The organism is Anaerotaenia torta, assembly GCF_050433395.1.
Taxonomy (GTDB): Bacteria; Bacillota; Clostridia; order Lachnospirales; family Lachnospiraceae; genus Mobilitalea; species Mobilitalea torta.
Genome location: NZ_JBNPXH010000002.1, coordinates 56231 through 79564 on the forward strand (window position 1 = coordinate 56231; position 23334 = coordinate 79564).

The 23334-nt window shown below is 47.7% G+C and carries 20 protein-coding genes; 6 read left to right on the top strand and 14 right to left on the bottom strand.

The features are described from left to right. Positions 1 to 59: 59 nt before the first annotated feature. The 9 genes from HNQ56_RS04135 to nth form a co-directional block, all read right to left on the bottom strand. A complete protein-coding gene (locus HNQ56_RS04135) occupies positions 60 to 1253 on the bottom strand; it encodes an aldo/keto reductase (protein WP_429143121.1) in 1194 nt (397 codons plus the stop codon). Positions 1254 to 1278: 25 nt separating this feature from the next. Then, complete coding sequence (locus HNQ56_RS04140; RefSeq protein ID WP_429143122.1) at positions 1279 to 2298, bottom strand: threonine aldolase family protein; 1020 nt, start codon at positions 2296 to 2298, stop codon at positions 1279 to 1281. 18 nt (positions 2299 to 2316) lie between these two features. Next, a complete protein-coding gene (locus HNQ56_RS04145) occupies positions 2317 to 3210 on the bottom strand; it encodes a cell division protein FtsX (RefSeq protein ID WP_429143124.1) in 894 nt (297 codons plus the stop codon). Beyond that, the gene (locus HNQ56_RS04150) at positions 3207 to 3932 is read right to left on the bottom strand and encodes a cell division ATP-binding protein FtsE (RefSeq protein WP_429143125.1); all 726 of its coding nucleotides are present in this window, start codon (positions 3930 to 3932) and stop codon (positions 3207 to 3209) included. Before HNQ56_RS04150 ends, HNQ56_RS04145 begins: the two co-directional genes overlap by 4 nt. Before the next feature lie 22 nt (positions 3933 to 3954). Then, complete coding sequence (locus HNQ56_RS04155; RefSeq protein WP_429143126.1) at positions 3955 to 5085, bottom strand: coiled-coil domain-containing protein; 1131 nt, start codon at positions 5083 to 5085, stop codon at positions 3955 to 3957. 521 nt (positions 5086 to 5606) lie between these two features. After that, entirely contained in the window at positions 5607 to 8105 is a 2499-nt protein-coding gene (locus HNQ56_RS04160; RefSeq protein WP_429143128.1) for a CoA-disulfide reductase, read from the bottom strand. A 25-nt stretch (positions 8106 to 8130) separates the two neighbouring features. Continuing rightward, positions 8131 to 8433, bottom strand: coding sequence for an ArsR/SmtB family transcription factor (locus tag HNQ56_RS04165; protein ID WP_429143130.1), 303 nt, complete (start codon positions 8431 to 8433; stop codon positions 8131 to 8133). A gap of 266 nt (positions 8434 to 8699) precedes the next feature. After that, on the bottom strand, positions 8700 to 9425 hold the full coding sequence (locus HNQ56_RS04170) for a histidine phosphatase family protein (RefSeq protein ID WP_429143131.1): 726 nt from the start codon (positions 9423 to 9425) through the stop codon (positions 8700 to 8702). Positions 9426 to 9514: 89 nt separating this feature from the next. Continuing rightward, complete coding sequence (gene nth / locus HNQ56_RS04175) at positions 9515 to 10138, bottom strand: endonuclease III (RefSeq protein WP_429143133.1); 624 nt, start codon at positions 10136 to 10138, stop codon at positions 9515 to 9517. Between the two features lie 450 nt (positions 10139 to 10588). On the opposite strand from nth, the gene HNQ56_RS04180 reads away from it, so the two are divergent. From HNQ56_RS04180 to HNQ56_RS04205, 6 genes are all read left to right on the top strand, one after another. Further along, complete coding sequence (locus HNQ56_RS04180; protein WP_429143135.1) at positions 10589 to 11890, top strand: hybrid sensor histidine kinase/response regulator; 1302 nt, start codon at positions 10589 to 10591, stop codon at positions 11888 to 11890. 67 nt (positions 11891 to 11957) lie between these two features. After that, a complete protein-coding gene (locus tag HNQ56_RS04185; RefSeq protein WP_429143137.1) occupies positions 11958 to 13142 on the top strand; it encodes a response regulator in 1185 nt (394 codons plus the stop codon). Positions 13143 to 13397: 255 nt separating this feature from the next. Next, positions 13398 to 14066: a response regulator transcription factor gene (locus HNQ56_RS04190; RefSeq protein ID WP_429143139.1), complete on the top strand. Its 669-nt coding sequence runs from the start codon at positions 13398 to 13400 to the stop codon at positions 14064 to 14066. Further along, entirely contained in the window at positions 14066 to 14893 is an 828-nt protein-coding gene (locus HNQ56_RS04195; protein WP_429143141.1) for a sensor histidine kinase, read from the top strand. Before HNQ56_RS04190 ends, HNQ56_RS04195 begins: the two co-directional genes overlap by 1 nt. Positions 14894 to 14957: 64 nt before the next feature. After that, positions 14958 to 15623: an ABC transporter ATP-binding protein gene (locus tag HNQ56_RS04200; protein WP_429143143.1), complete on the top strand. Its 666-nt coding sequence runs from the start codon at positions 14958 to 14960 to the stop codon at positions 15621 to 15623. A 2-nt stretch (positions 15624 to 15625) separates the two neighbouring features. Continuing rightward, entirely contained in the window at positions 15626 to 18046 is a 2421-nt protein-coding gene (locus HNQ56_RS04205) for an ABC transporter permease (RefSeq protein ID WP_429143145.1), read from the top strand. Between the two features lie 124 nt (positions 18047 to 18170). Here the strand turns inward: HNQ56_RS04205 and HNQ56_RS04210 are convergent, their stop codons facing one another. The 5 genes from HNQ56_RS04210 to HNQ56_RS04230 form a co-directional block, all read right to left on the bottom strand. After that, positions 18171 to 18461, bottom strand: coding sequence for a YkgJ family cysteine cluster protein (locus HNQ56_RS04210; RefSeq protein WP_429143147.1), 291 nt, complete (start codon positions 18459 to 18461; stop codon positions 18171 to 18173). A gap of 48 nt (positions 18462 to 18509) precedes the next feature. After that, a complete protein-coding gene (locus HNQ56_RS04215) occupies positions 18510 to 20597 on the bottom strand; it encodes a bifunctional metallophosphatase/5'-nucleotidase (RefSeq protein ID WP_429143149.1) in 2088 nt (695 codons plus the stop codon). Positions 20598 to 20682: 85 nt separating this feature from the next. Beyond that, on the bottom strand, positions 20683 to 21366 hold the full coding sequence (locus tag HNQ56_RS04220) for a YjjG family noncanonical pyrimidine nucleotidase (RefSeq protein ID WP_429143151.1): 684 nt from the start codon (positions 21364 to 21366) through the stop codon (positions 20683 to 20685). 452 nt (positions 21367 to 21818) lie between these two features. Then, positions 21819 to 22250 (bottom strand): hypothetical protein, encoded by a 432-nt coding sequence (locus HNQ56_RS04225; RefSeq protein WP_429143153.1) that lies wholly within the window; start codon positions 22248 to 22250, stop codon positions 21819 to 21821. Positions 22251 to 22828: 578 nt separating this feature from the next. Then, the gene (locus HNQ56_RS04230) at positions 22829 to 23266 is read right to left on the bottom strand and encodes a hypothetical protein (RefSeq protein WP_429143154.1); all 438 of its coding nucleotides are present in this window, start codon (positions 23264 to 23266) and stop codon (positions 22829 to 22831) included. Positions 23267 to 23334: the final 68 nt, after the last annotated feature.

Consider the following 23334-nt stretch of genomic DNA (forward strand, 5'->3'; position numbering starts at 1 on the left):
TCTCCTATGTGATATTTTTAAAACATATCTATTCTGCCTCTCTTCTCAGTATTGGATTTCTATTTCACCTTCAATAACCATCTGGAGATCCCTGCTATATAACGAAACAGAGGACCTTCCATTTCCTTTTTAACTGCCTTTAGTTCCTTCCGGATTGCTATGTTCTGGGGACAATGCCGCTCACACTTTCCGCATTCCGTGCACAAGGAAGCATAAGCCGGATGCTTCGAGGTAATCCCCAGGGTCTGCATGTATTTCCGCCGGTTTCTCTTGAGATTCAGCAGATATTTGTCGTTATAAACAGAAAAGCACCCCGGAATATTAACCCCGTACGGACAAGGCATGCAGTAAGCACAGGCGGTGCAGGGAACCCGGGTCTTCTCCAGTATAATCTTCTTCACCCGGTCAAATACCGCCAGCTCCTCCGGGGACAGGGAATTGGCCCTTGCCATGGAGGCAATCTCCAGATTCTCCTCCAACTGCTGTTCATCACTCATCCCCGACAGAACCACCGTTACCTGGGGATGATTCCAGATCCATCGCAGAGCCCAGTTGGCGGGTGTCCTCTCCTCATCAAAATCCCGGAAGGCCTTCACCACCTCTGCCGGAAGATTGTTCACCAGCTTTCCTCCGCGCAGCGGCTCCATGATGATCACCGGTATTCCCATGGAACCGGCCAGCTCAAGCCCTGATTTTGTGGCCTGGTTATTCTCATCCAGATAATTATATTGTATCTGGCAGAAATCCCAGGGATACGCCCTCAAAAGCTCTTCAAAATCCGTCTTTTCCCCATGGAAGGAAAAGCCGATATTGCGGATTCGTCCCTCCTGCTTCAGCTTCTCCAGCCATTCCATAACACCGATTTGAATCATCCGGTCCAAGGTCGCCTTGTCGGACAGTATATGGAGCAGGTAATAATCAATATAATCCGTTTTCAGCTTGGTGCACTGTGTCTCGAAGATCTTCTTCGCACCCTCCAGCTTGCTGACCATATAGGGCGGCAGCTTCGTAGCAATCTTCACCTTGCTGCGGTAACCTCCTGTCAGAGCCTCTCCCAGAAGTGATTCACTTCTTCCCGCGTAATAAAAATAAGCGGTATCAAAATAATTCACTCCTCCGTCTATGGCGGACCGGATTAAAGCAATGGATCTCGGCTCGTCAATTCCCCCTCCCTTTGCAGGAAACCGCATACACCCAAATCCCAGAATGGATAATTCATCCCCGTTTTTCTGATTCGTTCTTGTCAGCATCATTCATCCTCTATCTTTAATAAAATGTTTATACTCTAATAAAATCAATCAACCGGTCAACATCGCTCTCCCGGGTTGCCCAGGAGGTGACCAGGCGGATTACACTGTGCTCCTCATCCAAAGCCTCCTGTACTAAAAATCCATACTCCCCAGCCATCCGCTCAAGCATTTCATTGGGCAGGATGGGAAAGAGCTGATTGGAGCATACCGGTGCAAAGAAGGCAAAGCCTCTTTCTTCAATGGCCGCCGCCAGCTTTTCTGCCATACGGTTTGCATGGGCTCCCAGCTCATAATACAGCCTGTCCTGGAAAAGCACCTCAAACTGTATGCCAAGAACAAAGCCCTTGGCCGACATGGCGCCCCGCTGCTTGATGAGATATCGAAAATCCTCCTTCAGCTCCTGCCGGCAGATGACCAGGGCCTCTCCCAAAAGGGCGCCGTTTTTGGTTCCTCCGATATAGAACACATCCGTCAGACCAGCAATATCCTTCAGGGTAAGGTCATTCTCCCTGCAGGTAAGGGCGCTTCCCATACGGGCCCCGTCCAGAAATAACAGCAGGCTCTCCTCCTTGCACAGCTCCTGAATCGCCGTCAGCTCTTTTTTATTATAAATCGTTCCCAGCTCTGTAGTATTGGAGATATATACCATCCTCGGCTGCACCATGTGTTCTCCTTCATGGCGGTGCAAAGCCTCTTTAATGCCATCTGTGGTCAGCTTGCCGTCCCGGTGGGGTACGGTTACCACCTTGTGGCCGGTTGCCTCAATCGCTCCCGTCTCATGAACATTCACATGCCCCGTATCCGCTGCAATAACGCACTGGTGCGGCCTTAAGAAAGAAGAAATCACCAGGAGATTCGTCTGTGTCCCTCCGGGAATAAAATGAATGTCCACATCCTCCCTCCCCAGCTCCCTTTTAATATAAGCTCTTGCCCGTTCACTGTGAATGTCCTCTCCATAGCCCGTATTCTGCTCCAGATTTGATTTCATCATCTGTTCTAATATTCTGGGATGTGCTCCCTCACTGTAGTCATTTATAAATTGAATCATGTCCTTCCTCCGTCCGTCTTATGTAGCTCGTGTTCTCATACTCCCCAGGCCGAACAGACTGCCCAGCAGCCCTAACACGGCACTGACTGTCAGCAGGATCATGCTGACCTCTCTCTGCAGCGTTTCCTTTCCCGGCAGGGGAAGGAATAAAAGGGCTTCGCCCAGCTGCCGGTATCCCTCCTGCAGCATCAGATACAGTACAAGAGCCGCCAATATCCCTCCAAGAAGGGTCATAAGAGTTCCTGCCAGCAGAAACGGAAAGCCAATGAAGCCCCCCGGCGCTCCCAGGAGCCGAAGGGTCTTAATCTGCTCCCGGTTATTGTAGATGCCCTGGCGGATCATATGGGAGATAATAATCAAGGTAGTAATTCCCACGGCAAGAATAAGAAAGGCCCCGCCCAGCTTCATTCCCTCTGTAATTCCCCTCATTTGCTCCAGAACCTCCCGGTTATCCCTTACATAATCAATCCCCGGCAGCAGCTCCAATCCGGCAATCACCTCATCCATCCGGTCCAGCCTGATTCTGACTTCCAAAAACCTCTCAAAGGGATTCTCATCAAACAGCTCCAGTATCCGGGCTTCCTCCCCCAGAAGCTTCTCCATCTGAGATTTCGCCTGTTCCTCCGAAATAAATGTAACCTCCGTCACCCCATTGATTCTGAGAATCCTCTGTTCCAGCTCTTCAATCTGTGCCGGATCGGCAGTATCCGTAATATAGGCGCTGATCTCCGCCTCCTGCTCCAGCATCTGTACTATCCTGTCCCCCACGGACCAGCCAACACATACGATCCCAAGAAGAAACAGGATCAGACCGGTTCCGATTACTGAGAAGAAATTAGACAGAGGGCTGAATCGGATGGTTCGGGCCGCCTCAAGAATAAAATATCCTATATTATAGAAAAATGTCTTCATTCCTTCCCTCCATAATGCCCGATATTACCTGCCGGCTCTGACACACCGGAAGCATCCGCACCCCTTTGGACGGTTATTTCACCGCCGCTGACCGATACAAAGACGGCCTCCTTATATTCCTCGATCAGATGAGTCGCATGGGTTGTAATAACCACCGTGGTACGGCTGTCCTTAAAACCGGCCAGCAATTCCAGGATATGCACCGCATTGGTATGATCCAGATTCCCGGTAGGCTCATCCGCCAGAATCAGCGCCGGCTTTCTTGCAACAGCCCTGGCTATGGCTACCCTCTGTGCCTGACCCCAGGACAGATTCTCCACCCTGGTATACCGTTTCTCTTCCAATCCAACCCGAATCAACGCATTTCCTGCCTCTTCCTTGATTTTGCGGGGCGACATCCCCAAAAATCGCATTCCCATCATGACATTCTCTAAGGCTGTTCTTCCCTCGATCAGCTTAAACTCCTGGAATACCGGACCCATAGCCTTGCGCAGCCTGCGGATTTTTCCTTCCTTCCCCTTTACCATCTCCTGCCTGAGGACGGTTAATTCTCCCTGGCTGGCATACTCCATGCCGATCAGAAGCTTCAGCAGACTGGTCTTCCCCGATCCGCTGGGTCCTGTGATAAACACCAGTTCCCCCTGCTCTATCTTTAGACTGACATTATTCAAAGCCCTGGTTCCGTCGGGATAGACCAGGGATACATTCCTCGCTTCTATCATACTATGTGAAACCTCCCATCCGCTACCACTTCAATTTTATGACAAATGCCAGGCTGCCCTCCTGACTCTCCACTTCCTGCAGGGCAAAGTCAATGCTGCCAATCTCACCGGCAATCTGGCTAAAATCCAGGACCAACGAACCTTTTTCAAAGAGCCCGCCAAGGGATACTTCATCCAGAGGCAGCTCATAAAAGCTTCCGGATAACACCTCATACTGTATTCCCCGCTCCCCAGCCAGGATGAAATCCCCCTGTAGGACCAGATGCAGCCCGGGCACTTCAAGAGTAACTCCTTCTTCATGGAAATGGAAATAGGTCTCCTCCATATCGGAATTGTCATTCAGCACCCGGTTAAAGGTCTCCTCTCCGATGGACCCGGGCAGTGAAAACAGCCCTAATCCCAGATTCAGATCCTCGATAGTAAAATAACCCTCTCCAATGATTCTGCCGGTCTCGGCAACAATATTCTGAAACAGCTCCTGACAGTTGGTCCAGAGCAGCTCCAGCTTTTGAAGCTGCTCCTCATAATAAACCCTTTTTTCCTGCAAACCGGAAAGATAGGCCTCCTGCTTCTGACGCACCTGCTCCCGCTGTGTCCATTTTTCTTCCAGCTCTTCCTGCTTCTTCTGAAGCGCTGCCATATTTTCATCCAAATGCCGCTTCTCTTCCTCCAGCGCAATTCTTCCCTCCTCCAGGGAGGTCAATAAATCGCCTACATTGCGGGAAATGTCCCTGAGAACATTGAGGCTTTTCAAAAACTGGGTAAAGCTCTCCGCATTGAGCAAAATCTCAAGATAGGTTGCCGGGCCTCCCCGCTGGTAATAAATCAGCACCTGCTTCAACACCTCAAGTCCGGTGTCATAGTCGGTCTGCATCCTCCCGATCTCCTCCTCCAGGTCAGCGGCCTGCCGGGTAAGAGCGGTAACCTCTTCCTTTATCCTGGCTTCCTCCCTTTGGATCTCCTCCATCTCCTTCGAGATGACAAACAGCTCCTCCAGAACTCCCATCTCCTCCTGAGAGATGTTCTCGATCTCCTCCTGAGCCTCCTCAATGGGTGCAACCTCGCCGGAAGCATGAACCGGAACAAAAACCAGAATCAAAATCATCAGGATTGCAGCCGCTCTGTTAAATTGAATATTTCTATGATTAAGCATCCCACATCTCCTAACTTCACCATGTTAATATTCTCAAGGATGCTGATTCCTTCAGCATCCTTCCCTTACTATCCTCTATTTTGTGCAAACGCTCTCCTTGCCGTGCATGTATCTTCCTCGCACTGGGCACTACGCTTTATTATACCCTGAACCAAAACCCGGTTCATGATCTTGTTGCTCCAATCGGAATTTGCAGGCAGGCTTGCTGTGCGAATGTTCTTCTCGCACTATCCTCATTCCGCTTTCATTAGATCATATAATTACAGGCAAGCTCGTATCATGCTTACTACGCTTTATTATATCATCATCTTCAAATACTTTCCACTAAACAAACATAAAAATACAAAGTTCCATTCCCGTTTTTGCAATCAATATACAATAATACCCTTGAAAATCTCTCATAATGCAACGGCATCTGCACAAATACCTCCTTCCGGAATATCCCCGCTTCCTGCTGACACCATCAATGATAAGAAATTATTCAAGGGTATCTTATTTCCCTGTGTTCATACACACATTAATCAGATAAACAGATTTACATTGGAATCCTCTGCTTCTCCAAGATAATAGCCTACTCCGCCGATTTTAATTCCGTCAATCAGCTCTTCCTTCTTCAATCCCATTACATCCATTGACATCTGACAGGCAACGATCTCGATACCGCTGTCCATTGCGGACCGAATCAACTCCTCCAGGGAAGAGACATTCTTATCCTTCATAACCTTACGGATCATCTTGCCGCCCATTCCCATCATATTCATCTTGGACAGCTTCAGCTTTCTGCTGCCTCTGGGCATCATCATTCCAAACATACGCTCAACCACGCCTTTTTCCAGCTTCATCTTCTCCGGCTTGCGCAAAATATTAAGTCCCCAGAAGGTGAAGAACATGGTCACCTTTTTTCCCATGGATGCCGCGCCGTTGGCTATGATGAAGGATGCAATCGCCTTATCCAGATCCCCGCTGAAGACCACCATGGTCTTATTATCCCTGACCGGCGCTGACAGACCGGCGGGGTTCACCGTATCGTCCTTCGTACATTTCCTGATGAATGCCGTAATATTGTATCCCGCCTTCGTCACCTCCAGAAGCTCATGGTTGGTGCGCTTACACCAGGCCTTAATATCTTCATAAAAGCCCGGATCGGTAGAAATAACCTTCAGTACCTGCCCTTCCTCCATGTCAGCCAGGGATGCCTTCACCTGCATCAAAGGGCCCGGGCAGCACAATCCGCAGGCATCCAGGGTCTTATGGATCTTCCCGTTCCAGTCCGCTTCCTTTTTTACCGTCTGAGTATCCGGATCAATAACCGTATGTCCGGTATTGCCGGACGGCTTGTTCCCGCCCTGTGCTTCGCTGCTTTCCGCCGCCTGAGGATCAAAGCGAAGGGCGTCTGCCGTCTTATATCCGCCGGTAACATTGAGAACATCATAGCCGTTTTGACTTAGGATACGGTCTGCCACATATCCCCGAAGACCCACCTGGCAATACTCCACTATCTTTTTGTTTTTATCCAGCTCGGACATACGTTCTCTCAGGCTGTCTACCGGAATATTAACCGCACCCTCCACATGTCCGTTATAATACTCCTCCTCCGTACGGACATCCAGCAGAATATAGTCCTCCCTGGGCATTTCCTCCACCTGGCTCCAGGTTGCTATATGGCTTCTTCCCTCCAGAATATTCTGTGCGACAAACCCTGCCATATTTACCGGGTCCTTTGCCGAGGAGAAGGGAGGCGCGTAGGACAGCTCCAGCTCCGTCAGATCATAGATGCTGCCCTTCAGACGGATGACCGTCGCAATCACATCAATCCGTTTATCCACGCCGTCATAGCCCATACCCTGCGCTCCCAGAACCTTCCCGTCCTCTCCGAAAATCAGCTTCAATGTCATCGGCGCCGCTCCGGGATAGTAGGATGCGTGGGATACCGGATGAATGGTAACCGTTTTATAAGCTATGTTCTGTCTCTGAAGGGTTCTTTCATTAGCGCCGGTACTGGCTGCCGTCAGTCCGAACACCTTAAGAATGGAGGTTCCCTGAGATCCCTTGAAGGCGGAGTTCAATCCGGCCACATTGTCCGCCGCGATTCTCCCCTGCTTATTGGCAGGACCCGCCAGCGGTATCGCCGTCTTCGCCCCGGTCACGTAATCCACCACCTCGATGGCATCACCCACGGCATAAATGCCGTCCATGTTGGTCTGCATCCGGTCATTGACAAGAATATGCCCTCTGGCCCCCAGTTCAATTCCGCTGTCCTTAAGAAATGCCGTATCCGGAGCAACGCCAATGGCCAATACCACCATATCCGCACTCAGCACAGTCCCGCTGTTCAAAGTAACCTCCACCTGATTCGCTGCTTCATGGAAGCTTTTCACTCCATCGTTCAGATGCAGGCTTACTCCATTCTCCACCAGCTCCTTTTCAGCAATAATCACCATGTCAGAATCAAATGGGGCAAGAATGTGGGGCGCCGCTTCCACAAGCGTTACCTTCAGCTTCCGCTCCCTGAGATTTTCCGCCATCTCCACGCCTACGAAGCCGCCGCCGATTACGATTGCGCTCCCTATACCCTTTTGATCCACATAGGCCTTTATCCTGTCCGTATCGGGGATATTTCTCAGCGTGAATATCTTATCGCTGTCAATTCCAGGAATATTAGGCCTCAGAGCCTTTGCTCCGGGAGACAGGATGAGATAATCATAGGTTTCCTCATAGCTTCCCCGTGTTTTTGAATTAACGGTAACCGTCTTGCCTGCCGGATTGACTCCGGTTACCTCTGTATTATTCCTCACATCGATATGAAATCTGGCTTTCATGGACTCCGGTGTCTGTACCAGGAGCTTCTCCCGTTCCTTGATATTCTCACCGATATAATAGGGCAGGCCGCAATTGGCGAAGGAGATGTATTCATCCCTCTCAAACATAATAATCTCTGCCGTCTCATCCAATCTTCTCAGTCTGGCCGCCGCGGATGCTCCGCCTGCCACGCCGCCTACAATCAATACTTTTTTACTCATTCCTTATTCCTCCATCATACCTGATTTATAATTGTGCCGTATTGCTTTCCTCATAAAACAGCAGCCGTATCAACTCAGCCACCTTGTTGTTTTTCACCTTATAAAATATCTCTAACCCGCTTCTTCGCCCTTCAATAATTCCGGCTGCCTTCAGCTTCTGGATATGCTGTGACACCGTCGACTGGGGCGTGCCAAGACAGGATTGCATATAGGTCACATTACACTCCCCCTTCTCCAGCAGGCCTTTGATAATGCACAATCTGACGGGATGAGCAATGGTCTTCAGCAGCTCTGCCGTTTCGTTGTACTTATGGAAATTATTATTCATACCACCCCTTCTTTCCGTAACCTAATTATAGTAATTGCAGCGCCTTTTGGCGCTCTAATTATAATATTATTATATTCAAATATTACGGTATAGTTATATTAATGTCAAGATGCGGACTGCCATTTTCACTCCTTATCTGTGTGATAAAGTCACATCAAACCGATATAATAAATTTCATCACAAAAGGCCGGGGTCATTCACCCCGGCCCTTCTTATGCACAATTATACAATCATCCCATCTCTCCGGCTCTGCAGCCTCCCGCTTCTTAATGCCTTTCATCCATATTATCATAGATTTCACAAAATCTGGCTGCAAAAGCAGGCTCTTCACCGGCTGCATACAAATGTGAAATATCTCCGAAAGAGCCCATCCGGAAGCTGGCAATCCCCTTCGTTCTCTCCTCGGTAACAAGCGTGGTAACAGAGGAAGGAGCCGCACAGAAGCCATGCCATAATACCATGGGGGATATGCCGAGAAGATGGCCCAGCATCACACACTCCACCCCAAAATGGCAGAACATAACAATCGTATCACAATTAGGATTAAGGACACGGTAAATCTTGCCCTCACGTTCATACCCATGCTCCTTCAACACTTCATCAAGACCCGTGTATACCTTCATCGCTTCTTCATATACCTGCCCGGCTTTCATGACGGGAGCCAGATGCCAGCGATCCTTGTCATAGTAATCCTCTGCCTTTGTCCACAGAGAAGGAAGCCAATCCCAGGATATCCGCTCCTTCCCTGTATCGGGATCAACAACCGGTACACGGAATTCTTGTAGCCAGGGAAGCACCTTCCCTTCCCGGTTCATTTTCTTCAGCGTAACAGAGGCCGTATCCCCTGCCCTTCCCAGAGGTGAAACATAAAATGCTTTTACATCCATAGCAGCAATACGGTTGGAAAGAAGCTCCGCCTCCTTCCAACCCTTTTCCGTAAGAGAATCTATAGAATAATCCGGATCTGCGTGGCGTATTATAATCAATTTCATTTATTTTCTCCTTCCAGCTCTTAATTAACCTTATCTTTTCCTTTTGATTTTATCTTTGAACAGCTCCATCTCTATCATGATACCAAGCATCACATTTTCTTATCGCACCAGGTACTCAGAAAGCAACGCTCACAATGACATTTTCTTGCGGTACAGATGCTCCGTCCATGATAAATCAATTGGAAATTAATCCGGTTCCAGTGTTCCTCCGGGAGCAGCTCCATCAATTCAAACTCCACCTGCACCGGATTCTTTCCTTCTGCCCAGCCAAGCCTCCTGGCTATTCTAAAAACATGGGTATCTACAGTGACTCCCGGTATATTATAGGCATCCGCCAAAAACAATGTGGCCGTCTTCCTTCCCACTCCCGCCAGCTTAAGCAGCTCGTCAATGGCCGCAGGAACCTTACCGCCATATTCATCCATAAGCTGGCGGCAGCATTGCTTCATGTTTTTTGCCTTGTTTTTATATAAGCCCACCATTCTGATCTGATCCTGGATTTCTTCCTCGCTGGCCTCGGCTATCTGCCGGACATTGGAAAACCGCTTCCATAGTCCCGGCAGAACCTCGTCCACCTGTTTGTCTGTGCTCTGTGCACTCAGCATGATTGCCAGCAAAAGCTGCCAGTCTGCTTCGTATAGAAACCCTTCCTTGGTAGTGCCGTATTCTTTATCCAATACAGATAAAATCTGCTTAACCGCTTCCTTTGTCATCTTGCTCCTTTGTACCTTATCTCTTTGTCGAATTCAGAACCTATCGTGTCCGCAGACTGGGAACTCAAGGACTGCGCACTACGCTTCGCTCCGGCGCACACGCATAAATGCGTGAGTATAATGTCTGCCGACATTATACCATAGTCGCAAGCTCCTATGGTATGGCACTTCGTGCCAGGATGTGCACTCCCTTCGGTCGGCACCGGTATAATGTCTGCCGACATTATACCATGCCCGCCCGATAAAGTCACTTTTTTTCCGTATAATACGGCATAAAACGGGAATAAATACTTTATCATTTTTTATCAATCTTTGTGCTATTGTTATATCGCACAGAAATATGACACACCATTTATCGTTAAAATGCACATCTTCAGTTGAAATATTTTCTTTCATTTGATATAATTGTATAAACAAAAGACAATCCCACTCAGGAACGGAGACTATAATATGAAGGTACTGGTCGTCGATGACAGTCAACTCAATCTTACCATCGCCAAAAGTTATTTAGACGCCATCCCAGACATCACGCAGATCTTCCTGTGCAATGATCCCATTCAGGTAGAGCTTTTGCTGGCCCAGGAGAGCATTGATATTATCATCCTGGATATCCTCATGCCGGCAGTTACGGGCATTGACCTGCTGGCCCGGCTAAAATCCGATCCGGAATATGATGATGTGCCTGTTATTATGCTCACCTCTCTGGATGATCTGGAAAGCTATACAAGGTGTTTTGATCTGGGTGCTTTTGATTATATCAACAAGCCCATTAATCACATTGAATTCAATGCCCGCCTTAAGGTAGCCATTGAAGCGAAGAACAGCTCCAACCGCCTCAAAGCGCTGATCGAAATGACACAGAAGCAGAATGAGGAACTCAAGATAATGAACGCACAGCTTACAGAGGCTAAGTTCAGTCTTGTCCAATCGGAAAAGATGGCCGCCATCGGTCAGCTGGCTGCCGGAATTGCCCACGAAATCAATAATCCCATGGGCTTTGTCAGCAGCAACTTTGATATTCTGCGAAGATATTTCAGCCGCATAAAGGAATTTCTGGACCTGGTACAGGCCGGAATGAATGAGGAGGAGCCCTCCGGCGATTTGCAGCAGTCCGTTTTTCACCGGTACAAAACCCAGGTGACGGACAAATACCGTACTTTAAAAATGGATATAATATTAAATAATCTGGAGGATATCTTCTCCGATACCGACAGCGGTATCAAGAGAATAACGGATATTATCACTTCCTTAAGGGTATCCGCCCGCACCTCCGGAGACAGCGTGAAGAGCACCCATGTATTATTGGATATGCTCTCCCAGATTATCCTCACCACCCGCGATGAAGTCAGCCCTGTGGCCGATGTCCGGCTGGAGGTGCCGGATGACATCATTATATACTGTAACCGGGTTCAATTGGGGCAGGTATTTATCAATATCATTCTCAACGCGGCAGAGGCAATCCGGTCACAGGAACGTCCGGGCCGGGGCTTAATCCAAATCCTTGCCAGGAAGGCAGACCAGCAGGTTTTCATTCAGATCCTCGATGACGGTCCCGGAATTCCGGAAGCAAGTCTCCCCAGGATATTCGAGCCCTTCTTTACCACCAAAGTGACCGGCGAAGGAACCGGTCTGGGCTTAAGCATATCTTATGACATCATTGTGAACAAACACAAGGGCTCAATTGACGTGAAAAGTGAGCTTGGCAAGGGGGCGGCTTTCCTGATTACACTGCCGATCCTACCGGCAATGTAAACGGTCTGGACACCGCATTTGCCAGACTAATCATAACATGACTTTACAAAACGAAAGGATGATGGGTATGAAGAAAATTTTAATCGTTGACAACGAAGTGCAAATCCTGAAGGCTCTATCGAGATTGTTTTTTGAAACAGATTATGAGATATTTACGGCGGAAAATGGCATGGATGCATTGAAGCTGATGGAAACTACCAACGTTGATATGGTAATCAGCGATATGCGCATGCCGGTGCTCGATGGCTATCAGCTCTTAAGCATAATCAAAGAAAAATACCCGAAGATCATCCGCGTTATCCTAAGCGGCTATACTGATGAAAAACCCATGTATCGCGCTCTCTTGCATAACATAGCTAAACTATATGTATTCAAACCCTGGAATAACAACGAGCTGCTGGAGAATATCAATAAGCTTTTTGAAGATGATACGGCGCTCAATTCCAGTTATCTGACCGATATGATCGAAGAAATGGGCTGCAGCTCCTGCATCCCCGACGGCTGTGACAAGATAATTTCCCTCATCGAGGAAGAGAATACGGAGGCTGTGATTGAAGCCATGGAGCAGGAAGCCGCCATCTCCAATCTTCTCCTTCAGGTGGGCAAATCAGCGGTATACGGGGTTATGCCGGGTACAATCCGGCAGATGGTGAATTATGTCGGGCTGCATAATCTGAAAAGCTTTATGTACTGGGCCTGCGTTGTAGGTACCGCCGTTCCCGAGGAAGACCGGGGGGAGGAACCGGATCTGCTGTGGAAACATGCCTATCTGACCAACCGCATCCTTCTCTTCCTCTATGAGACCTTCTTTCACAAACAGCCCCCGGATGCTTCCATGTTTGCCGGGCTCCTGCACAACATCGGTTTAATCCTTCTGGTCAGAGGCCTGCAGAAGCAGGGCACTCTGGGCAGGGATCTGACGTTGGAGGATTATGTCCTGCTGGATCAAAATGAATACGAGCTACAGCACCAGGAAATCGGCGGTCATTTTATCGATCTCTGGGAGCTTCCCTTCCCGATGTATGAAATAGCCGCTTATCATCACCGTCCCATGGACCGCTGTATCATCCATCACGAGCTTGTATCCTGCACTCATATCGCACAGCATTATGCCTGGAGATGCATGGGCGCCCCCGTGGCCGATACGGTGGATCAATCGATCTTTGACAGCATGGATGTGGATGTGCGGGATTTTGAGAAGCGTCTCAGCCGATACCTGAAATGCGATATGTGCCGCAGTGTTACGGTATAATGTCCACGATGAGCAAGTCTATGATGGATAGGACATTGATCAAGCTTGCTTGAAGCAATGACATATCTGTTTATATGCTTGTCATGCTCTGCTGCCAGCCGATTTCTCTCGGAAGGCAGCGGAGCTTTTTATTTGATTTCTCTAAAAACAGCTTTACACAGCTTGATCCTGTCCGTTTCCTCGTATATAATATGGTGATAGCTTTTGCTACATCGTGATAATAAAAAATTTCAGGAATGAAACGGAAGGTGAAGTATGCGTATATTACTTGTGGAAGATGATTTATCTCTTCAAAATGGAATTTCATTCAAACTTAACAAAGAAGGAAATGAGGTCGCCTGTGCCGATACTGTGGAAGGCGCCCTTTCCCTGTTAAATAACGGCAACTTTCACATGGCGATTTTAGACATCAGCCTTCCCGACGGAAGCGGACTTGATCTGTGCCGCCGCATACGCCAGACCGCACCTGCAACCCATATCCTGTTCCTTACGGCGAAGGACACAGAGACAGACATCATCATGGGCTACGACATCGGTGCGGATGATTATCTCACCAAGCCCTTCAGTATATCCGTCCTATTGAGCAAATGCAATGCAGTGGCCCGCCGTATTGAAACCGATCCAAGTACGGGCACAATATCCCTGGATACCTCCAGGCAATCCGCATATGTTCGCGGAACAGCCGTTTTGCTGACACGGAATGAGCTGCGGCTGCTGAATCTCCTGCTGCGCAACGCCGGACAAATAGTAACAAAGGAACGGCTTTTACAGGAGCTATGGGATGCCAACGGTGAATTTGTCGACGAGAACACATTAGCCGTCAATATACGCCGCTTGCGTGAAAAGGTAGAGCGTGATCCCTCCCGTCCGTCTTTCATCGAGACGGTGCGCGGAGTTGGCTATCGTCTAAATGGTGATGTGTAATGTTCTTAAAAAGAAAAGAAATAAAACTGGTTGCAAAATTAGATAAACTGCTGAACGGAGAGCACATAGAAATGCCGGCGGGCATTCTGGAAGAAAAGGTCTGGCAGGTGCTGCGGTCTTTAGAGGCCGGCAAACAAAAAAGTAATGCCGAACGTGAAAGCATCCTGGGTTTGATGAGCGATATTTCCCATCAGATTAAGACCCCGCTCTCCTCGTTAATGCTGCATCTGGATCTGGCCGGTGACCCGTCCCATACCGCAGAGGAACAAGCGGCATTTCTTGACCAATGCAAAAAACAGGCCGAGAAAATAAACTGGCTCACCGATGCGCTGTTTAAGATCACACGATTGGAAAACGGGCTGGTGGCTGTGAAAAAAGTCCCTTCGGATCTTGTAAAAACAGTATGTGCCGCGGTATCCTCCGTTACGGCACAGGCCGAGGCAAAAGGATTAACCATTACCCCTTCTCTGCCCGATACACTGGAGCTGGCTCATGACCCCGTTTGGACAAGGGAGGCCTTATGCAATATCCTGGATAATGCCATTAAATACACCTTCACCGGCGGAATTACCGTATCTGTAGAGAAGGGTCCCATCTATACCCGCATTGATATTGCCGACACAGGAATCGGACTTGATCCCCTGGAATATACCAGGATTTTCACACGCTTCTACCGCGTTCGCTGCAATGAGGCCCGGCGTGCGGAAGGAACCGGCCTGGGATTAACCATTGCCCGTGAAATCCTGCGCCAGCAGGGCGGCAATATTACCGTGGCCTCCGAGAAAGGAAAAGGGAGCGTTTTCTCAGTATTCTTACAAAATTGTTAGGTTGGTGTCAGAATGCCGTAAGGTTCATGTGCTATGATGTCTTCTGGAAAGGAAGGGATAATTTATGGTTGTAAAGACAGAAAACCTATCAAAAACATATCAAATAGGAGAAACCCAGGTTCATGCGCTGAAAGGAGCCAGCATCACAATCCAACGCGGGGAAGCGGTGGCCATCGTCGGCTCCTCCGGTTCAGGAAAAAGCACCCTATTGCATCTGCTGGGAGGAATTGACCGTCCTACGGATGGCAGGGTATTGATTGAAGAGGAGGACATCTACTCCCACAGCGATGAAACACTGGCCCTGCTTCGCCGCCGGCGTATCGGATTTGTTTTTCAGATGTATAATCTCATGCCGCAGCTGAATGTCTATGAAAATACCGTGCTGCCCCTCGGTCTGGACGGACGCATTGTGGATCAGCCCCGCGTTCAGGCTTTGCTGGAGATTCTGGGGCTTGGGGACAAACAGAAAAGTCTGCCCAGTCAATTGTCCGGCGGCCAGCAGCAGCGTGTTGCTATTGCCCGGGCTCTGGTAACCCAGCCCGCGATACTGTTGGCTGACGAACCCACAGGCAATCTCGATTCCAAAACCGGTGCGGAGGTGCTGAACCTGCTCCGCTCGTCGGCGCAAAAGCTGGGACAGACCATGGCCATCATCACCCACGATGAGAAGGTGGCCCAATTCTGCGACCGGGTGCTGCGCATCGAAGACGGCGTGGTATGGGAGGGCTGATGATGAAGATTTCCTCTTTCGCACGAAAAAGCGTCAGTCAGAGCAAACACATCATTTTAATGATCGCATTGGCCTCTGCTCTGATTTGCGCCGTTGTTAATCTGGGCTTCAGCGTACAGCAGTCCCTCATTGATAATCTGCTGGAGTCCACGGGAGACAGCCATGTAAAGTACAATTTCGTTACAGAAGAACAGACCGCACTGCTGTCCTCGCGAAGGGAAGTCGCATTGTCTGACCTGCATCTGCGTATGAACGGGTGGGGGAATTCCATCAACGGGGAAGACGGAATTATACTCTCCTATTCTTCAGCCTTGGGGCAGATGGCAGGCTTTAAGCTGACCTCCGGCAGGCCGCCCCGACAGGAGCAGGAAGCGGCGATTCCGCCCCATGTGGCGGAATATCTGGGTATCGATCCAAAGATCGGGGCAGAGTTTGACCTGAGCTTTCAAGCGCAAGGGCCCGACGGAAGCCTTACTGAGAAAACCACCCTGCATTTTGTCGTCTCCGGCATACTGCAGGAACAGCGGATGTATGCGGCAATGGATATCTACGATATTTTTGTGTCACTCCCCCTCACGGAAAAGTTCGATCACAGGGCAGAACTGTTTTTGCGCTTCAAAGGGAAGTATGAACCGCGGAGTACTGCCTCCCGGCTGGCAGAACTTGCGGATATACCAAAACAGGATATTTCTCTTAATGAAAAATATTTATCCGCCAATTTTCATGATTTCTCCATCATCCTTTTCACCGCGGCGGTTCTGCTGATCCTATGTGCAGCGGGCGCACTGGTTATCTATAATGCTTATAATCTCTCCATTGAGAAGAAGATTCATCAATACGGCCTGCTGCTTCTCATTGGCGCATCAAAAAAACAGATACAGAGCTGTGTACGTACAGAAGCCCTCTATTGCACCCTCCTTGGCTTACCCTTCGGTCTGCTTGCGGGTACCCTTACCGGATATTTCGGGACAGGGACGATCGATGCCATCGCAGGGCTTCCTATCACTTATACCTTATCGCCCGCCGCCTATCTGCTCTCCGCTGCGGTAACACTGGTTATGGTGCTGATCGGCGTTATGCGCCCTTCCAGGAAAGCTTCGCAAATAGCGCCGGTTGATGCTGTCCGGTTTACTGGTGCAAAGGACAAGCAAGGGCATAGACCAACGGTTGAAACCATCACGCTGGACACCCTGGCACATATCAACCTGTCCCGGAAACGCAGCCGCACCATTGGCACGGTGCTCTCCCTTACCTTTAGCGGGATATTGTTTATCGGGGTTTCCACCATTGCTTTTTCATTGCGGGACAGTATTGATTCTCTTGTAAGCAAGCGGGTTGTGGGGGATATAGTGATTTCCAATGACACTTTCAAAACGGTTCAATACGAGGACGGCACTATCCTGATTAATGACCCTCTGAGCCATGATCTGGTTGATACCATACGCGGATTAGATGGCGTTACAGAGGTGGACACCGTGATGCTCAACGCCTATTATCGGTCGGAAGAAGACCGGATGAGCGGCGATACCGCTGTCGCAGGTGTAGAGGAACACACTATGGAGAAAATTCTTTCCCATATCAAGGATGGACACGTAACAATGGAAGATTTTAATGATCCGCACAATGTAATCGCCGTAATCAGGAATTCCTCTGACTATGACAAATCACCTCTCCTGGCTGCCTTTGCTGCAGGGAAGGAAATAACACTAACCTATCGGGATATGCTCCATCCCGACTCTGACGATAAAGCTATGACCTTTCGCATCGTCGGTGTGGCAGACGCTGGTGATGTAAATTACGCCGGGTTCTGGGGATCGCTTCCCATGCTGTACACTCTGCAGGATTCCTTTAAAGCCTTCGGCTGGAATGAGAATTACCGGCGAGCCATACTAACCATAGACGAAGAAATGCATGACGACCTGTATCCGGTTATTAAAACCCTTTGTCTGCAAGAGCCGGAGCTGTCATTAAAATCACAGAAAGCGCTTTCTGACGAGCTCAAGCGGCAGATTACCGGCGTAACCCTGCTGGTTCTTTTGATTGTAGCTGTTGTGGCATTAATCGGCTTCCTCAATCTGGCCAGTGCGACATATATGGGAATAGAACAACGGAAAAAGGAATTGGGTGTATTGATGGCAATAGGGCTAAGCCGAAAAAGCATCAACAAGCTGCTTACGCATGAAGGAATACTTGTATCGTTGATCTGCTCGGTGCTCTCCACTGTACTCGGATTAGGCCTGGGGTTTGGCCTATACCGGCTGCTGGTCAAAATCGGCGTATACTATCTTCAATTTACATTTCCCTTTTGGCCGCTGGTTTTGCTCTGCTGTGTCATGGGACTTGTCCCCTATGCAATCACCCTGCTGGCTTCTCACCGATTGCAGCGTTCTACAATAGTCGAACTTCTAGGGCGGCAAATGTAGAACTACTGTTTTAAAAGTCAGCTAAAACAAGAAAAGAAGAACCGGTAATATGTGATTTTCACAAATTATCGGTTCTTCCTATTGTATTCTTATGATATCCTTATTCTTTCTTCTCTTCTTCCGGTTAAGCTTTACTTTCCCATCCCGTTTCTTTCTCCAGCCTCGTAAGATATTCCAGGGCCTCCTGATTATTCCTCCCGCACATCTCCTGAGAGGGCTTCAGGCTGGCACATACCGCGGGACGCAGGGGGGAATTAAAGATCCGGCACAAATTATCCTCCGACAATTGAATGCAGCGCACCCCTGCCGGTTTTCCCTCCGGCATGCCCGGAATGGAGGAAGAGATGGAGGGTGCAATACAGCAGGCTCCGCATCCCATGCGGCATTCCGTAACCTGGTTTTTTTCAACCTGCACGCCATTCCCTCCTCCCACCTTGCTATTTTCTATACTCCCGGTACCAACTTATCTCTTCGGGTTATCTCTTCGGATTATCTCCGGTCTATCCGAATTCGCCCGGAATCTCTTGCTGTTCTTTCTCTTCTTCAGCCGTCTGCGTACCATCACTCTTATGATCAGAACGATGGGTACCGCTAACAGCAGCACAATACAATATACTGCAATCCCGATACGGTTAGGCTTTTTCAGCAGATTAATGATATTACGGCTCTGCTCAATTACCTTCCTGCCCTGGGCCGCCCCATAATACGCCGGTATCTGGGCCGCCCCGTCCTTCCTGTCAAAGGACTGGAGATACTGGACCACCGCATACCACTCCTTCAGTTCGCTGGTCTCCCGCCCTGACCTGTCATATATGATCTGAGCCTCAAAATCAGTGATCCGGTTCCCTTCCCGGTCTTTCGGAATAATGGACATAAGGCCAAAGGATTTATCCCCTACGATGGAGAGCATCTGGGCGGAGTAAAGATTGCATACCACGCGGTACAGCTTGTTATCATCAATCTTTTCCCTGGTCCCATCCTCCTTCACCAGCTCCGCCTTAACCACCTTGTTAAAGATAAGCCGGTTGGGATTAAAGGTAAAGCTTATGCCGGACATATACAGCTGAGCCTCCGGCATCAGCGGCGTAATGGAGGCATCCACCTCACAGGCCGTCTTCAGCTCTTTTCCCGTAAGATAAGCGCTGATCAGGGGATATCCCGGCCTCTTATCCGCTCCGATTCCCAGGGAGCTGATACTAAAGGCATTGGCCGTCGTCACCTCTCCCTTAAAGATAGTATCCCGTATTGTTCCGCAGGGCACTATGGCGGCATCCACAGGAACATAATCCTCTCCCTCTGCTTTCTTCACCGCATAAATATAAGCATCGCTGATCAGATTGCCAAGGGTTGCTTCCCCGTGCAGTATGGATAACTCATCCGGAGTCTGGAACTGAATATCGGAGGACGCTAACACCTCATCATACTCCAGCCCGAAGGCGTCAAAATAATTGGTTTGAACACTCTTTTTATATTCCTCAACCAGCCCTGCGATCTCTCTGTCCTCATCCAGCTTTTCATCAATGGGAAGTAATTTGTAATCGACAACCTCCCAGGCTTTATCCGCTTTTGATCCTTCCGTACTCCGGGCCATCTTAACACAGCCCAGATACTTCCCATAGCTTCCGGCGCTTCCAATCACCGTATTTCCCGCCAGGATGGGCTCATGCAGGATTGTATGGGTATGACCGCTGATAATCAGATTGATCTCCGGAACCTCTTTAGCAAGAATCTCATCCTCCGATTCCTTGGGATCCGCTTTCGTACCCGAATGGGACAGGCAGATGATAAAATCCACCTTTTCCTGTTCCTTCAGCACCTTCACCACTCTTTTGGCCTGCTTCACCTCATCGCTGAAGGTAACCCCGCTCATCGGCGCCATGGAAGCCGACTCCTCTCCCATGACCCCAAAGATACCGATGCGAACCCCTTTCCTTTCCAATATGGTATAATCATATACCCCATATTCCTCCATGGCACTCTTAAGCTGAGCCAGCTCCTCCGCCATATCGGCGTCCTCTCCCTGGGGGAACACAATATTGGATTGCAAAATGGGGGTGCGCTTCCGGTCCCCCTTGGCTGCCGTAATCAGGCTGGCCGTCAAGCCCGCGGGCCGGTAATCAAATTCATGATTTCCAAGAGTTGTGGCATCATAGCCCATAACCCCCAACAGAGTGAGGGCCGGAGAAGCCGTTTCAAATATGGTCTGAAAGGGAGTCCCCATGGAGAAATCTCCTCCGTCCAGAAGCAAGGCCTCCGAATCCAGCGCGCGCTGGGCATCAATTGCCGTCTTAAGCCTTGCAAAGCCGCCGTACATTGCGATCTCTCCATTACTGACAGAGCGAAACGGCAGCAGATTGTCATGCAGATCATGGGTAAATAATATGGTTAAAGTCTTCTCATTCTCCGACGCGATTGCCGCCTGCGCAATTGACGCATGGACACCTGTTGGCGCTGCACCCGGTATCACAAAAGCCAGCATCAGGAATATCGCCCCTATGAAAGTCATCCTTCTTCCAAGGCGATATCGTAATTCCTTCCATTGAATTCTCATTACTCTTCTCCCCTTTATCTTGTCTATTTCCCCATTTTACTACACCTGTGTTCCGGCATCAAGACATTAAAAGACTTTCCTTTATTTATAATATCCCGTAAAGCTCCTCTAAGCTGTGGATTTCATAATCAATCCGAACCCCTGCATCATTCTCCAGACAGCCGGGATTATACCAGCAGGTGCGGATTCCCGCATTGTTGCCTCCCTTCATATCCGAGGACAGGGAATCTCCGATAATCATCGTCTGCTCCGGCACCAGTCCGGGAATCCGCTCAAAGCAATACGCAAAGAATTCCTTCTTCGGCTTCTGGTATCCGGTCTCTTCCGACACAAAGATTTTCTTCACACGGCGGTCCAGTCCGGAATCCTTCAGCCTGCTGAGCTGCGTCGCCGTGACTCCGTTGGTCACAATATATAAATCATAGTTCGGATAAAGATAATCCAGGATCTCAGCCGCGCCGGGCAAAGTAGCATGCTGCTGCCCCAGCAGCTTCTGATACACATCTTCGAACTGAATCCCATCGTCCTCAATTCCGATTTGATCAAATAAAAGTCCAAAGCGGGAATAAATAACTGTTTTGCGGTCCATCAGCCCCTGCTCATATTTTTTCCACAGCCCCTGATTAATCTCCTCATACTGCCTGCGGATCTCATCATCCAGAGGATACCCAAACTGCCGAAAGGCCAGATTAAGCGCCTCCCTCTCGCATGCCCCAAAATCAAAAAGCGTATCGTCCGCGTCAAAAAGTAAGGTCTGAAACTTCTGCATGTCCTGCCCCTTTCTATCCGTATCTTCTTCCTTGAATATCCGTGCCAAAAGAAAGTGCCACTCTTATCATAAGTATAACGATAGAGCGGTATGAAGTAAAGTATATTTCTCTCTCCTTCACTAACACATACTCTCCGTGTTATTGTATCAGCCAAAACAACCGAAACCATATAACCACTTCATATTTAGAGGTAGGATATATACAAATAATAACCCCTATCTCTATGTTTAACAATAAAAGCCCATATTTCCTGAGTTTTAGGGGACGGGAAAAACAAAAATTTTTCTCCCCCAACATCTGTAGAATAACAGCTCTCTATACTATTTTTGTCTATACCCCACCAGCCAATTTATCAACAAAGACGGTGATATAAAATAACCGTCTTTGTTGATAAAAATGCTAATTAATCTATTAACTTACTGTAAAGATTTTATTGGAAAAACATTACTTTTTATATTGACATTTTTTCTTTTGCCCACTCCGAAATTGTATTATCTCTAATAATCTGTCCTAAATCATCATAATACTTTACAGTTTGGATATTATAATTTATTTCTTCACAGACTATATAATAAACTGCATTTACCGTCTCATCATCTATAGCTACTATATATCCCGTGTTGTCAATATCATACATCTGATTCAAATTATCAACTTCCACTTTATCAGCTATTCTAATCTGATCCATAGAGAAATTTGTCGTTGGACAACATACAAATGATACTCCGCCAAAAATCACTTCTATCTCATGGTAATAGCAAAAGTCAAAACTACCTGCCAATAGGAGTTTGCCACTTCTATCAAACTCAATAATATAAAAATCAATTAAATTCATATTTTCGAGTTTACTTTGTAAATCACTTATTAATTTGTCAGACTTCATAAAGACCACCTTCCTTACTTTTTAGCTTGCACTTTATTATTGTCTAAAAGGGTGCCTTTCCCATTTTTAGAATGTCTACCACCCAAAAACAAATGCTGGTTGAGTAAAAGGAGTAAAGTTTGGAATCGTAGGATTTATAGGCATAACATATGTATTATCCTCTGTAATAAATCTCGCCTTCACGCTGTCATAATTGCATTCAAGTAATACAATCCGCTTTCCTTGTCATATCGATACCTCGCATTATAATAAAGGCTGACTCCATAATACACCTGTCGTTTCTCGCCCGAGTGCAGCTAAGTCGGCGAATATCTTCCATTCATCACCCTTCTTATAATTTAGCAGGTCTGTCGCTAAAGCTGCAACATCCGCAGCATCTCAACCTCATTAAGGTTTCCAACGGCATCATAATCATACAGATACTAATTTTCTTACCCACCAATCATCCTCTTTAACAATCTATATACACCTATCAACAAAGACGGTAATATAAATTAGCCGTCTTTGTTGGTAAAAATGTTAGGTATAATTAATCTATTTACTTACTGCAAATATTTTATTGTGAAAATATTATTTTTTTATATTGACATTTTTTCTTTTGCCCATTGAGAAATCTTTTTATCTCTATCTTTAATACGCTGGCCTAATTCATCATAATATTTTACAGTTTGTATATTATAAGTTATTTCCTCACAGACTATATAATAAGCTGTATTTGCCAGTTCATCATCTATAGCTACTATATATCCAGAGTTGTCAATATCATACATTTTATTCAAATTAACAGCTTCCTTTTCATTAGCTATTCTAATCTTATCAATAGAGAAATTTGAAGCTGGGCAACATATAAATGATACTCCGCCAAAGATTACTTCTATTTCATGATAATAACTAAAGTCAAAACTACCTGCCAATAAAAGCATACCACCTCCATTATAATTAATAATACCAAAGTCATTTAAATTCATATTTTCGACTTTGCTTTGTAAATCACTCATTATTTTTTCAAACTTCATAAAAACCACCTCCCGTACTTTTTAGCTTGTGCTTCATTACTTCAAAAAAAGCAGCATACTTTCTAATC

Excerpts from the sequence above, each read along its gene's own strand:
- HNQ56_RS04135 (WP_429143121.1), bottom strand. The coding sequence starts at position 1,253 with ATGATGCTGACAAGAACGAATCAGAAAAACGGGGATGAATTATCCATT.
- HNQ56_RS04220 (WP_429143151.1), bottom strand. The coding sequence starts at position 21,366 with ATGCAGAAGTTTCAGACCTTACTTTTTGACGCGGACGATACGCTTTTT.
- HNQ56_RS04195 (WP_429143141.1), top strand. The coding sequence starts at position 14,066 with ATGTTCTTAAAAAGAAAAGAAATAAAACTGGTTGCAAAATTAGATAAA.
- HNQ56_RS04215 (WP_429143149.1), bottom strand. The coding sequence starts at position 20,597 with ATGAGAATTCAATGGAAGGAATTACGATATCGCCTTGGAAGAAGGATG.
- HNQ56_RS04230 (WP_429143154.1), bottom strand. The coding sequence starts at position 23,266 with ATGAAGTTTGAAAAAATAATGAGTGATTTACAAAGCAAAGTCGAAAAT.
- nth (WP_429143133.1), bottom strand. The coding sequence starts at position 10,138 with ATGACAAAGGAAGCGGTTAAGCAGATTTTATCTGTATTGGATAAAGAA.
- HNQ56_RS04140 (WP_429143122.1), bottom strand. The coding sequence starts at position 2,298 with ATGATTCAATTTATAAATGACTACAGTGAGGGAGCACATCCCAGAATA.
- HNQ56_RS04190 (WP_429143139.1), top strand. The coding sequence starts at position 13,398 with ATGCGTATATTACTTGTGGAAGATGATTTATCTCTTCAAAATGGAATT.
- HNQ56_RS04165 (WP_429143130.1), bottom strand. The coding sequence starts at position 8,433 with ATGAATAATAATTTCCATAAGTACAACGAAACGGCAGAGCTGCTGAAG.
- HNQ56_RS04155 (WP_429143126.1), bottom strand. The coding sequence starts at position 5,085 with ATGCTTAATCATAGAAATATTCAATTTAACAGAGCGGCTGCAATCCTG.
- HNQ56_RS04185 (WP_429143137.1), top strand. The coding sequence starts at position 11,958 with ATGAAGAAAATTTTAATCGTTGACAACGAAGTGCAAATCCTGAAGGCT.
- HNQ56_RS04145 (WP_429143124.1), bottom strand. The coding sequence starts at position 3,210 with ATGAAGACATTTTTCTATAATATAGGATATTTTATTCTTGAGGCGGCC.
- HNQ56_RS04225 (WP_429143153.1), bottom strand. The coding sequence starts at position 22,250 with ATGAAGTCTGACAAATTAATAAGTGATTTACAAAGTAAACTCGAAAAT.
- HNQ56_RS04160 (WP_429143128.1), bottom strand. The coding sequence starts at position 8,105 with ATGAGTAAAAAAGTATTGATTGTAGGCGGCGTGGCAGGCGGAGCATCC.
- HNQ56_RS04205 (WP_429143145.1), top strand. The coding sequence starts at position 15,626 with ATGAAGATTTCCTCTTTCGCACGAAAAAGCGTCAGTCAGAGCAAACAC.
- HNQ56_RS04170 (WP_429143131.1), bottom strand. The coding sequence starts at position 9,425 with ATGAAATTGATTATAATACGCCACGCAGATCCGGATTATTCTATAGAT.
- HNQ56_RS04150 (WP_429143125.1), bottom strand. The coding sequence starts at position 3,932 with ATGATAGAAGCGAGGAATGTATCCCTGGTCTATCCCGACGGAACCAGG.
- HNQ56_RS04200 (WP_429143143.1), top strand. The coding sequence starts at position 14,958 with ATGGTTGTAAAGACAGAAAACCTATCAAAAACATATCAAATAGGAGAA.
- HNQ56_RS04180 (WP_429143135.1), top strand. The coding sequence starts at position 10,589 with ATGAAGGTACTGGTCGTCGATGACAGTCAACTCAATCTTACCATCGCC.